This window comes from Pseudoalteromonas byunsanensis (genome assembly GCF_001854475.1).
GTDB classification, from domain to species: domain Bacteria; phylum Pseudomonadota; class Gammaproteobacteria; order Enterobacterales; family Alteromonadaceae; genus Pseudoalteromonas; species Pseudoalteromonas byunsanensis.
Genome location: NZ_MNAN01000035.1, coordinates 110759 through 122592 on the forward strand (window position 1 = coordinate 110759; position 11834 = coordinate 122592).

The following is an 11834-nucleotide window of genomic DNA, read 5'->3' on the forward strand; positions in this document are numbered from 1 at the left end:
TTAAAATAAAACACAAAATTAACAATAATGTATTATGAATATTTGATGATGACTCACACTTTTTCGCCAGATTTCACTAAACAAAAAAAATGAAAAATATAAAGCGTTGATTTAAAACAGTTAATAATTCATTAAAATTTCGTATTTCTTATTTGGGAACACTTCTCTAATGTGAGGTACAAGGTTTGAGAATGAAGCAAAAGTGAAACAAAATGCTAACAAAAGAAAAACCCTGTTATTTAACTAAAGCGCATATCCACAATGGTGCCTTTTGTATAATCACAGCCCTTTTCCTTTGTAGCCAGTTAAGTTTTGCAAACACTTCAGACCTAGTAGAGTCCCCCTTATCTTTGAGTATAAGCCCATCGTTGCAGGTGCATGCACAGCTACAAGCAACGATTAAGCAAAATGGAACATTAAATAAAGCAACGATAAATCAAATAGGCGACGACATAAACTTGGTGTCCCTTGTGCAATTGGGTTCAAACAACTTGGCCGATATAACACAAGCGGGCGCTAACAACAGCGTTAACTTAATTCAGTATGGCGATAACAATTTTACCTCCATAGTGCAGCAAGGTGACGCCAATATCGTCAATTTAACGCAACTTGGTGAGCAATCTTTGCTGATCCATCAGCTTGGTAGTGACATGGTGCTCAACATTAGCGTTACAAAATAATAATGATTAACGAAGGAAACTATCATGCTTAAAAAGTCTCTCCTTACCTGTGCCATTGCGATGGCACTAGGTTATGGTAATGCTGCGCTCGCGACTGAGCAAACCAGCAAGAAAACTCAAAGCGCTATACAATCAGATTTTATGGCAGGTGCTCAACACAATCGTGCTGAGATAACACAAAACTCGTCAGGTGGCGCCGTAGGCAATGAAATAAGCCTGACTCAGGGCGGTGAAACTAACGGTGCCCAACTCTCAGTAACTGGTGATGCCAACACGCTAAGCAGTGAGCAAACTGGAAATCGCAATTTACAACTTACTCAAGTCAATGGTTTAGACAATCAGATCAGCAATAACCAGTCTGGAAATGATGCGCAAACCCAGTTATCCGTGACAGGGGATGCCAATATGCTCTCTCTTTCACAAAGTGGTAATGCTGGATTAGGTGACATTGGTAACGAAGTCAAAATCAATGCACAAGGTGATGCCAATACCATAAACATAAACCAAAGTTCGGGCGGACACTGGACCTATATCGATGACTTACAAGGTCATAATAATGAAATAGCTATAGAGCAAAGCGGCGAGTGGAATGAAGCAAGAATTATCGAAGCTATCGGCGATGCTAATGAATTTGAAGTTGAGCAAACTGGTTTTTGGAACATAGCTGATGTAAATGAGCTGACCGGAAATGATAATACTCTGAAAATAAAGCAAAATGGCGACCAAAACAACTTCCAAGTTGACCTGCTCAATGGTGACGATAACCGTTTAAATACAGAGCAACATGGTAATAATAGCGCCATCACATTTGCTATCATTGAAGGTGAAGACAATAACTTAGCGGTACAACAACGTGGCGATGATAACAGCTTTACCAGTGGCCTAATCGTTGGTAATGACAACAGTTTAAATGGCCAACAAAGCGGTAATGAAAATACGCTTGAAGTGGACATGGTTGGTAATGACAATTCATTCACATCACTACAAATGGGCAATGCCAATACCGCTTATATGGGTGTGATTGGTGATGACAACCAATTCACCAATACACAACTTGGTGATGGCAATGAGAGCCACTTAGCCAACTTCAATGGCTCTGATAATGTTTTTGCTATCAATCAGGTAGGTGATGCGAACCACGCAATGATACAGACATCTCACCCTGATACTAGCTTAACTACTTCATCAAATGACATTACACTTAATCAAATCGGTAACGAAAACGATACTAGTGTAACACTAAGTAGCGAAACCAGTAGCCAAAACAACACGCTTGACTTGGTTCAAGAAGGTAACCTCAATGCCATTGATCTTATGCTGGAAGGCTCAAATAACAGCATCGATATCGCCCAAACAGGAGATATGAATATGGTCGTTGGCGTCGATCAAGGTGCATTTGTGGTTGCCGGTAATGACCTAAGTTTGAATATTACCCAAACTGGAACTGGTAACCTAGTTGAAGGTGGTATGTCACAACTCAATGGAGATGTGTCTGTCACCCAGAACGGTGACTACAACACCACCACTATTGTACAACAATGATTCTCCAGCCAAACAGGAGTGGCGATTAATGCGCCCTCCTCATTTACTTCATCCATTGTGTAATCAAGCAGTTTGGCGGCATCGTAATTGTTTATGCGAGTAGTTAGTTCTATGCATAAGATGATAAAAATTTTAGCAATTATTATTGTATTTGGTTTCAATTTCACAGCCAAGGCTGAAGATATTAGCGGCTTTTTGCTGGACCAAAGTATCAGCCGTTCAGGTCATGAATTTTACCGACAACTGAGTATATTGTGGCAGGATATCCCGTCTACAGCTGGTGCTACAGTCACAATAAAAGAAGCCTTGCTGCCAAAAGCTGGCACAGTTTTAAGCGTAGAACTAAATCATCAAATTGTGTACACCACATATTTGGGAAGACGCCTATCCCCCATAGATGAACAAGTGGAGCAAGCAGCACTTATTCTTATCAAGGTACTTGCCAGTAATAACTTCAGCAAGTTTAGTGATGACTTATCAAGCAGTGGTCTTTAACTATGAAAAAATACGTACTCTTAATGTTGGTTTACTGCCAACACAGCTATGCCAGTGAATTGGTTTACACACCTATCAACCCTAGCTTTGGCGGTAACCCTCTAAATGCAAGCATGTTGATGAACAAGGCACAGGCACAAAATAAACACAAAGCACATGTAGAACCAAAAAGTTATGCAGAAAAAATGCAAGAGTCTCTGGAGCGAGCCTATATCAACAGAATCGTAAGAGAAGTCACCGACCTCGCTTTTGGCGAAAGTTCGGATGAGAATGTATTTGGACAAGACTCTGTTTTTACCAGCGGTGATTATCAAATCCAATTACTCACAAGTAACGCTGATAGCATTACCATCCAGATCACACACCTTATTTCTGGTGAAGTCACAACAATAGAAATACCGAGGTTTGGCTAATGAATATGCGAAAACTCACGACTACAGGTCTGATCTATCTGCTCCTAGCAGGATGTAGCCACATCAGTAAAACCTTGCCACCAGAGATCACACAAGCGCAAACCTTAGAACAAACAACAACCTTTTCACAGTTAAAGTCGTTACCACAGCCAATGGGTAGCATTCCTGTATCTGTCTACTCATTTCGTGACCAAACTGGACAATACAAACCCATCGCCAATGTTAGTTCGTTTTCTACCGCTGTAACTCAGGGGGCATCGGCTATTTTGGTACAGGCTTTAAGTGAAACCGATTGGTTTGTGCCAGTTGAGCGAGAAGGATTACAAAACATCCTCACTGAACGAAAAATTATCCGAGCAGCACAAGAGAGCGATAACAATAGCAACCAACTTCCTCCCCTTACTACGGCTAAGATTATTCTTGAAGGGGGCATTATTAGTTATGACTCAAACACCAAAACAGGTGGTTTAGGAGCAGAATATTTTGGGATTGGCCTATCTGAACTATATCGTGAAGATGTGATTTCAATCTATATGCGCGCTGTTGATGTGCGTACTGGCGTCGTTTTAACCTCTGTCGCCACGACTAAGAAAGTACTTAGCGTAGAAATGCGTGCTGGCTTTTTCAGATATGTAAGCTACAAACGACTAGCCGAAGCTGAAGGCGGATATTCCAATAATGAACCTATGCATATTTGCGTCAAGCAAGCCATTGAAAAGGCACTAGTAGACCTTATCAATAGCGGTATAGAAAAAGGCCTATGGTCGGCCAAACGCACTACTCTGAATAAGAGCGAGTCAGGGCATCCGGGAAAAACTGTCGAGCCCAGTTAAGTAGCTCTATACGGTTTCTAGACTTGGTCTTGCGGAATGCGCTGTACAAATGTGTTTTTACAGTGTGATCGCTAATATGTAGCTTATTGGCAATTTCTTTATTTTGCGCACCTTCGGCAATCAGTTTAACAATGGTTTTTTCTCTTTTTGTTAAGTTAAAAGAACCATCGTCCTGCTTTAACGTTGGCGTTGGTGTGCTAAAAATCGCGTGCTCTACCAATAGCTCAGAAAAAGTGCTACTGATAATACTACGCCTAAACCACAGCTCTCCGTCTTTGATGGCTTTAATGCCTTTGAGCTTTATATCCGGCTCATCCTTTTCGTATATCACCCCCTTAACACCCGAAAGTAATGCACGACGTTCGTCAACCTGACCTTCTATTGCATTGAATAGCACCAGTGACTTTCTTTTAGCTAGTACCGCCATATCAAACGAAAAGACTTCTTCACAAGTGAACCCTGTCAGATCAACAAAGACCAACTGTTCATCGGGTAATGCGACAAATGACTTCTCGCAACGTACAATGCTGCATGGCATTTGCAAAAGCTTAAGTAAGCTTTTAATACACTCTAGACTCTGCTCCTCTCCCCCATGTAAGGTTCGAGTGACTATTGTCGCTTTACAATTCACTTTGACCATGTTCAATCCTACTATACCTAGTGACAAGCCCCGTTTGTGCCTGTCTTGTTCCCATGAATCTCCAAGCTACACAAAATCCGCTTATATGTAAATATTATGTTTTATAACAAAAGCAAAATATTAACATTCCATTAAATATAATTATTAATTTCATAATATTACATGTTCTTAGCGAATTGGGTAATTAGCATGAAATTTTAACAACTTCCCTATCAGTAAGGTTAAAGTGAACTCAGCGACACCGCCTCTTTGGAAATAAATAATCATTTTGTACTAAAGAAAACTATGCATTGGCCGATTTGATGTATAGTAAAAAATCTCTGCTACCAGGTTCTCTACACGGCATAACCAAGAGTATGCCTAATATAAAAGTAAACGTGTTAGTAAGCCTAGCAGGTAGCAATAATTAGAAGTAGGCCAAAGCAGTTATGGGAATTGAATTTAATGTGGTCGTATTAAATATGATCGTTCTCACTATCGCATATGGGTTAGTCTATCCATATCGCGCAAACACTTTAAAAAAGATATCGATTCAAGACAGCATCGCGGCCTGTGCTTCGCTTAGCGTAGTAGGTTCAGTATTTTATAACACGGATATGCGCTTTAGTTTTATCGTGATGGATGTTAACTGGTTTTGGTTTACACTAGTGACTTTCTTATTGCTCGAAGTACCACTGTTTATCTGGTACGCAAGGCGCTACCACCTGCCCTTTCTTGAGCATTAAAAAAATTGCCGAGCTTGACTCGGCATTTTTTATAAACAGACTTATTTTATGGCCTATGCTTTACTGCCCAAAGGTGTAATAACTCATGTGCGATGGTCGCAGCCGCTATTGCCGTGAGTTCACTTTGATCGTACGCAGGAGATACTTCAACTACATCCATACCGATCATGTTTACACCCTGTAACGCTCGTAAAATTTTCAAGACTTTGTCACTGGTTAAACCTCCACACACCGGTGTGCCAGTACCAGGTGCAAATGCGGGGTCTAAGCAATCAATATCAAAAGTCAAATAAACCGGTAAGTCGCCCACTCTTGCTTTTATCTGCTCAGCAATTTGCTGCGCACTTAAGTCATTTGCTTGCATGGCATCAATAACATCAAAGCCATGATTTTCCTGATTATATTCTGTTCTAATACCGATCTGTACAGAGTTCTCTAAACTGATCAAGCCTTCCATCGGCGCATGATAAAACATCGTACCATGGTCATATCGAGAACCTTGGCTATATGTATCTGTATGCGCATCGAAATGAACTAGCGCCATTTTGCCATAAATTTTATGGTGCGCGCGCAAAAGCGGCAGTGTCACAAAGTGGTCACCACCTAACCCAAGTAAGGCTTTGCCTTGGGAAATTATTTGCTGCGCAGCCAGTTCAAGCTGCGCGGTAAAATACTCAGGGTCTCCAATTGGGTATGTAAAGTCTCCCGCATCGGAAACACTTAGCTTATCCCACAAAGAAAATGTCCATGGATATTTCTTCGATTCCCAAGCCAGATGCACTGATGCTCTTCTAATTGCATCAGGTCCCAAACGTGCTCCTGGTCTACCTGAGGTCGCCAAATCAAACGGCAATCCCAACACCACTACATCGGTGTCAATCTGGGTCATATCTCGCACCATCGGTTGGCGCAAGAATGTCATACCATTTGAGTACAACGAGTGATCTGTATGATCAAACAACTGGCTCATAAATTAAACATCTTCCAAATAAGTGTAACCATCTAGCCCTTGCTCTAGCTCAGCAAGACACATAGCTTGCTCAGCTTTTGGCAGTTTACTTCTTACCAGTTTCGCGTAGTTCGCTTTAAACTGATCTACATCTAAGTGTACATAGCGCATCATATCTGCGACCGAGTCACCTACATCAACATCACTTAAATGCAATAAACCATCATTGTCCAAGGTTGCAATCACGCTATGTGTATCACCAAACAAGTTGTGCATATCTCCTAAAATCTCTTGATAGGCGCCAACGAGGAAAAAACCCAATAAATAAGGTTGATCCGCATGATACTCTGGTACTGGCAAAGTGCTTTCAATACCCTGACCATCAACATAGTGCTCAATCGTGCCATCTGAGTCACAAGTAATATCCAATAATACGGCACGCTTTTTAGGCTCGGCAGTCAAACCACTTAACGGCAACACTGGAAAGACCTGCTCAATTCCCCAAGCATCAGGTAAAGATTGAAACAGTGAAAAGTTAACAAAAAACTTATCTGCCAGCTTCGCGCTTAATTCATCAATAATTGGACGATGGAAACGGTTCTTGTTGTCCATGCGTTGATTAAGTTCATAACACACTCTTAAGTTTATTTGCTCAGCCCATGCTCGTTGCTCAAGGTTCAATAGCCCCATTGCAAATTGACTGTGTACTTCAGAAAGATCACCTTGCGTGTCATGATAAATCTCTATCAAAGCACGGTCATCACGCTGACCATTAAGGGCTTGCCACGAACTCCACATGTTGTGCAATAAGCGTGGTGCTCCTTGAGCTGGCGCAACCACAACTTCTGGTTGATAACTCTCTGTGCCGATGACATCCGTTATCAACACTGCATGGTGTGCCGTCAAAGCTCGCCCAGACTCAGAAATGATTCTTGGCATTGGTTGCTGGTATTGCTTACACGTATCACCTATGGTGTATACGATATTATTAGCATATTCAGCCAAACTATAGTTCATTGAATTATGAGACTGACTACGTGTTCCATCGTAATCAACTGCTAAACCACCGCCCACATCCAAACACTGTAGATTAGCGCCTAGGCGACGTAGTTCACAGTAAAAACGCGCCGCTTCACTCACGCCAAGTCTAACATCTCGAATGTTAGCCATTTGCGAGCCAAGATGAAAATGCACTAATTGTAGTGCATTTAGCAACTTGGCCTGCGCTAGCTGGTTTATCACCGCCAAAACCTGTGACGCTGACAGACCAAACTTAGACTTTTCACCACCACTTGCTTGCCACTTACCCTTACCCTGCGATGCAAGTCTAACGCGCAGGCCTAAGCGAGGAGTCACATTCAGCGCTTCCGCTTGCTCCATAACGATATCAAGCTCGGAGCGCTTTTCTAAAACGATGTAAACCTGATGACCTAACTTTTCACCCAGCAAAGCTAAACGCACATACTCTTTATCTTTGTAACCGTTACATACGATCACAGCTGAAGTCTGTTCACTCATCGCCAACACAGTTAAAAGCTCAGCCTTACTACCCGCTTCTAAACCAAGCTGCTTTTTGTCGGTGCTCGCTTGGCTGGCTATCAAGCCTTCGACTACTTCACGCTGTTGGTTTACTTTAATCGGATACACAAGCAGATAATCTTCTGGGTATTGATAGTCCGCTATCGCTTTATTAAAAGCGTCACAAATACTGTGTACACGTTGACTCAATATTTGAGGAAAGCGTACTAACGCAGGCAAGGTATATCCTTGCGATTTAATTTGCTCGGCAATGCTTACCAAAGTTACTGCATGATCTGGCTGTGCCAGCTTAGGCATCGCAGTAACCTCTCCCTGATCATTGATACCATAAAAGCCTTGGCTCCAATGACGCACGTTATAGCAATCACGCGCGTGTTCAGAAGAGATGTTTTTGGCCATTCAAGTTCCTTAAAAAATTTAAAGTGTTCAGTGTTTATTTTTGCGCATTAGAAATAAATCATGCCCCTGTGTCTAACAAAATATTTCACTCTTAAAGAGTAATAATTTCACTCGTCCTTAAATGAATTCTGGCATGAAAAAGGCACCTTGCGGTGCCTTGATTTTCATTAACTTTATTTCATAGGAGCATCTAATTTGCTCGCTGAAAATTGACAGCAAACAAATTGGAATTTGTTTAAATTTCTGCGTGGTGCCAAAGGCTGTCGACTATTTCACTGAACGAGCCTGCTGGTTTGTATTGATTCATTACCTTGCCCGTCATACGGCTGATATCAATAAGATCAAAATAACCGCATACGCGAGCAGGAATTTGGCTAACAACCAACAGATGTTCATGACCCGCCGCTTCCATACTTTTCATAATGTCACCCACTCTAGCTGTACGTAGCGTTAACTCATTAACACTATTGAGTGACGATAAGGGGATCATGACATCAGCAACACTCATTTCTGAGCGGTTTATACCCTTTTTCGCAGAAACTCTCAGAACATAGCTACTGGTTAATCTCGCCTTAGAGATAATTCCTAGCATATTTTTTTGCTTATCTACCACAAAACTGATGCGCATATGAGTTTGCTCCATGATAAGCAAAGCATCATTCACGCTTGTACTTGTGTCTATGAGCTGTGGAGGAACCTGATGAAAGCCGTGCATGACCGCCGAAGCTGGACTGTCCAGCGAAACGATAGCATTGCAATCCAACGCGGTATCAAAGCGTGTATCAGCGGCGAGCGCTTGACTGCCAATAGTTTGGTATATAGACATAACAAAACCTGTTTTCAAATATAAGCTGACGACAAAAAGTGTGTATTTATTTGTACTTAATTGGCTTATAAAACAGGCGGGGCACGAATACTAAAGTGCAGCGATGTGTAGGAGCAAAGATGACTATCCTTGCATATGATAAGACTCGCGCCTGCAACATGAAAGTTATAATCCAATGAACCAACTAACGGCTCTTGCGGATCATGGTCTATGGGGTCTGCATCAATATAGATTGATTGTTGCTGTTCATAGTGGTTTTCAATATTGGCATAGCTCAAAGGTGCATTGATCACGCTAAGGAACAACACACACAAACAAGATATGACAAACCACTTACTAAACCGCATTTTATCTCCTGACGACTAGGCGCTATATAGCAGCGCCTAATTTTCAGTGTATGGGCACGTTAAAAAATAAGCAAGGGTTAAAGTGTGAATTCCACACTCCCTTCTTTGTGGCGGCTTACTAAAAGCTGTTCAACCCTAACCCCTTCAATATCAATAGCCTCAAATTTATAACCATCGCAAATAACGTGATCAGCGCGCTTAGGTAAACGCTTTAGGCGATAGATTAAAAAGCCCGCGACTGTTTCATACTGGTTCGTTTCTGGTACTTCTTCCCAGCCCAACACACGACATAGGTCAACCATCGGCGTCGCGCCATCCACCAGCCAAGATTCGCTGTCGCGTTGCACAATTTGTTCTTCGCCGTGAAAGGTCACTAAATCCCCCATAAAACTGCTCATCAAGTCTTTGATGGTCACAATGCCAACAATCAAAGCATATTCGTTCACCACAACTGCAAACTGTTCACTTGCCGACTTAAAGGCATTAAGTGCTTCAGACAGAGTAAGCGTTTCAGGCAAATAAAACACATCCTTCTCAATTATTTGCTCATTCAAATGCACAGGTTCTCCACGTAACAGCTGCTTTAGGAGCTGCTTGGTATCTACAAACCCCAATAGCTTATCGAGATGACCATCACACACCAAAAACTGATTATGTGGATTATTTAAAATCTTCTGATTAATCGTATCACTGTCATCTTCTACATCTAAAAATACGATTGACTCTCGGGTCGTCATGGCCATGGGTAAGGTACGACACTCCAAATCCAACACGTTCCCTATCAGTTGATATTCTTGTGCCTGTAAACTGCCACTTTTAGCACCGGCATCCATGATGGCAACAATTTCTTCAGTCGTGACTTCATCCTTACGCTCAGTTGGAAAGCCAAAAATTTTGAGCACTAAATTTGTCACGCCATTGAAAAATAGCACCATAGGTTTGAACGCTGTGGTGATAGCATTCATCAAGGTTACGACTCTTACGGCAACCGCCTCAGGCATCAACATTGCGATCCGCTTAGGCAACAGATCTGCAAACAGAATAAACAGCGAGGTAATTGTTAAAAACGACACAGCAAAGCTTATCTTATCGAGCATAGGCCCTTGATAAACCAAACCGACATAATAACTTACAGATTCTGTAAGCGCTTGCTCTCCCAAAATACCACCTAAAATGGCTATGGCATTCAAAGCAATTTGAACCATGGCAAAAAACGCGCCCGGATGGGCCTGCAACTTAAGTACTTGTTCGGCGCCATGATGTCCTTCATCCATCATAATTTTGAGTTTTATTTTGCGTGCAGCCGCAATCGCTATCTCAGACATAGCAAACAACGCACTGATCAGGATCAGGCACACAATACCAAGCAATTCGCTCACTTATTTTCTCCACAAGAAATGGGTTAGTGCTTTAAGAATCAGTCAAAAAGCGAGCAATTGTAGCGCAATCGACATGCTAAGCAACAAATATAAAACCTTTAAATTCAATAATTTAAAATATATATTTTTAGGCGATAAAGTTATGCAATAGTTTGTTACGCATTTTCATTTATTCATCCACCTATGCGGGCTTATACTATGGGCAAATTAACCATGTTATTTGAGGTATGTTGTGCAGTTGACTCAAGGTATAGAGTACTTCCTTTCAGGCTTTTCTCTTATTACGCAAAAAGGATTGAAGCGTTTTGTTTTTATTCCTCTGTTGATCAATGTATTACTATTCGGAAGCTCATTGTTCTTCCTTTACGATTGGCTAACGCAAGGATTCAATTACCTAAATAATCTTTTGCCTAGCTGGTTAAGTTGGCTTGAATGGCTTATGTGGCCCATTGCCATTATGGTGATTTTGTTTAGTTACAGTATGGTCTTCACGGTGATCACCAACTTTATTGCGGCGCCGTTCAACGGCTTACTGAGCGAAAAAGTTGAAATGCATTTAACTGGTCAGAAAATTAACGATGATGGACTAGCTGACTTGCTCAAAGATGTACCACGCATGTTAGGCAGAGAGTGGACTAAGCTATGTTACTACTTGCCTCGTGCTATCGGTTTCTTCATTTTGCTTTGGGTTTTACCGTTAATTGGGCAAATACTCTGGGTGATGTTCACCTGTTGGATGTACAACGTGCAATACAACGATTATCCATTCGATAATCATAAAATTCACTTCAAGCAAATGAAGGCTGATTTGAAAACTAAGCAAGGCTTGTCTTATGGGTTTGGTTTTGCGGTGTTTGTTTTGACTTCTATACCAGTCGTAAACCTTATCGTCATGCCCGTAGCTGTCTGTGGCGCAACCCGTCTATGGGTTGAAAACTATCGTCAACACTATCGCTAATAAGATATTCAAATAAAACAATAGAGTCATAAATCTAAATTGGCTCTATTGCCTTACTTGTCATAGAGTTATCATTCTATTGTCATGTTTCTAAAGTAGCATTTGTTTT

13 protein-coding genes are annotated in these 11834 nt (G+C 41.4%); 7 read left to right on the forward strand and 6 right to left on the reverse strand.

The features are described from left to right. Nucleotides 1-212 precede the first annotated feature (212 nt). The 5 genes from BIW53_RS16700 (at nucleotide 213) to BIW53_RS16720 (ending at nucleotide 3963) form a co-directional block, all read left to right on the forward strand. Complete coding sequence (locus BIW53_RS16700; protein WP_084228223.1) at nucleotides 213-680, forward strand: hypothetical protein; 468 nt, start codon at nucleotides 213-215, stop codon at nucleotides 678-680. Nucleotides 681-704: 24 nt separating this feature from the next. Beyond that, nucleotides 705-2222, forward strand: coding sequence for an autotransporter outer membrane beta-barrel domain-containing protein (locus BIW53_RS16705; protein WP_070993171.1), 1518 nt, complete (start codon nucleotides 705-707; stop codon nucleotides 2220-2222). Between the two features lie 111 nt (nucleotides 2223-2333). Further along, the gene (locus tag BIW53_RS16710) at nucleotides 2334-2717 is read left to right on the forward strand and encodes a CsgE family curli-type amyloid fiber assembly protein (protein ID WP_070993172.1); all 384 of its coding nucleotides are present in this window, start codon (nucleotides 2334-2336) and stop codon (nucleotides 2715-2717) included. Between the two features lie 2 nt (nucleotides 2718-2719). Continuing rightward, nucleotides 2720-3130 (forward strand): curli assembly protein CsgF, encoded by a 411-nt coding sequence (locus BIW53_RS16715; protein WP_070993173.1) that lies wholly within the window; start codon nucleotides 2720-2722, stop codon nucleotides 3128-3130. A gap of 5 nt (nucleotides 3131-3135) precedes the next feature. Next, nucleotides 3136-3963 (forward strand): CsgG/HfaB family protein, encoded by an 828-nt coding sequence (locus BIW53_RS16720; protein ID WP_070993500.1) that lies wholly within the window; start codon nucleotides 3136-3138, stop codon nucleotides 3961-3963. Here the strand turns inward: BIW53_RS16720 and BIW53_RS16725 are convergent. Beyond that, a complete protein-coding gene (locus tag BIW53_RS16725) occupies nucleotides 3908-4603 on the reverse strand; it encodes a response regulator transcription factor (protein ID WP_070993174.1) in 696 nt (231 codons plus the stop codon). The genes BIW53_RS16720 and BIW53_RS16725 overlap by 56 nt on opposite strands. Nucleotides 4604-5031: 428 nt before the next feature. On the opposite strand from BIW53_RS16725, the gene BIW53_RS16730 reads away from it, so the two are divergent. Beyond that, nucleotides 5032-5328 carry a hypothetical protein gene (locus tag BIW53_RS16730; RefSeq protein ID WP_070993175.1) on the forward strand — a complete coding sequence of 99 codons (297 nt, stop codon included), beginning with the start codon at nucleotides 5032-5034 and terminating at the stop codon, nucleotides 5326-5328. Nucleotides 5329-5374: 46 nt separating this feature from the next. On the opposite strand, the gene speB is transcribed toward BIW53_RS16730, so the two are convergent. The 5 genes from speB to paeA form a co-directional block, all read right to left on the reverse strand. Next, nucleotides 5375-6298: an agmatinase gene (speB, locus tag BIW53_RS16735; RefSeq protein ID WP_070993176.1), complete on the reverse strand. Its 924-nt coding sequence runs from the start codon at nucleotides 6296-6298 to the stop codon at nucleotides 5375-5377. Between the two features lie 3 nt (nucleotides 6299-6301). Further along, nucleotides 6302-8215, reverse strand: a complete 1914-nt coding sequence (speA, locus tag BIW53_RS16740; RefSeq protein ID WP_070993177.1) for a biosynthetic arginine decarboxylase — start codon at nucleotides 8213-8215, stop codon at nucleotides 6302-6304. 235 nt (nucleotides 8216-8450) lie between these two features. Beyond that, nucleotides 8451-9041, reverse strand: a complete 591-nt coding sequence (locus BIW53_RS16745) for a CBS domain-containing protein (protein WP_070993178.1) — start codon at nucleotides 9039-9041, stop codon at nucleotides 8451-8453. A gap of 65 nt (nucleotides 9042-9106) precedes the next feature. Further along, nucleotides 9107-9388 (reverse strand): hypothetical protein, encoded by a 282-nt coding sequence (locus tag BIW53_RS16750; protein ID WP_070993179.1) that lies wholly within the window; start codon nucleotides 9386-9388, stop codon nucleotides 9107-9109. Nucleotides 9389-9465: 77 nt separating this feature from the next. Continuing rightward, nucleotides 9466-10767: a polyamine export protein PaeA gene (paeA, locus tag BIW53_RS16755; RefSeq protein ID WP_070993180.1), complete on the reverse strand. Its 1302-nt coding sequence runs from the start codon at nucleotides 10765-10767 to the stop codon at nucleotides 9466-9468. A 232-nt stretch (nucleotides 10768-10999) separates the two neighbouring features. Between paeA and cysZ the strand changes: the two genes are divergently transcribed. Beyond that, the gene (gene cysZ, locus BIW53_RS16760) at nucleotides 11000-11725 is read left to right on the forward strand and encodes a sulfate transporter CysZ (protein WP_070993181.1); all 726 of its coding nucleotides are present in this window, start codon (nucleotides 11000-11002) and stop codon (nucleotides 11723-11725) included. Nucleotides 11726-11834 lie beyond the last annotated feature (109 nt).

Bases quoted from the DNA above. Each gene is read 5' to 3' on its own strand.
- BIW53_RS16700 (WP_084228223.1), top strand. From the start codon at position 213: ATGCTAACAAAAGAAAAACCCTGTTATTTAACTAAAGCGCATATCCAC.
- BIW53_RS16705 (WP_070993171.1), top strand. From the start codon at position 705: ATGCTTAAAAAGTCTCTCCTTACCTGTGCCATTGCGATGGCACTAGGT.
- BIW53_RS16710 (WP_070993172.1), top strand. From the start codon at position 2,334: ATGCATAAGATGATAAAAATTTTAGCAATTATTATTGTATTTGGTTTC.
- BIW53_RS16715 (WP_070993173.1), top strand. From the start codon at position 2,720: ATGAAAAAATACGTACTCTTAATGTTGGTTTACTGCCAACACAGCTAT.
- BIW53_RS16720 (WP_070993500.1), top strand. From the start codon at position 3,136: ATGCGAAAACTCACGACTACAGGTCTGATCTATCTGCTCCTAGCAGGA.
- BIW53_RS16725 (WP_070993174.1), bottom strand. From the start codon at position 4,603: ATGGTCAAAGTGAATTGTAAAGCGACAATAGTCACTCGAACCTTACAT.
- BIW53_RS16730 (WP_070993175.1), top strand. From the start codon at position 5,032: ATGGGAATTGAATTTAATGTGGTCGTATTAAATATGATCGTTCTCACT.
- speB (WP_070993176.1), bottom strand. From the start codon at position 6,298: ATGAGCCAGTTGTTTGATCATACAGATCACTCGTTGTACTCAAATGGT.
- speA (WP_070993177.1), bottom strand. From the start codon at position 8,215: ATGGCCAAAAACATCTCTTCTGAACACGCGCGTGATTGCTATAACGTG.
- BIW53_RS16745 (WP_070993178.1), bottom strand. From the start codon at position 9,041: ATGTCTATATACCAAACTATTGGCAGTCAAGCGCTCGCCGCTGATACA.
- BIW53_RS16750 (WP_070993179.1), bottom strand. From the start codon at position 9,388: ATGCGGTTTAGTAAGTGGTTTGTCATATCTTGTTTGTGTGTGTTGTTC.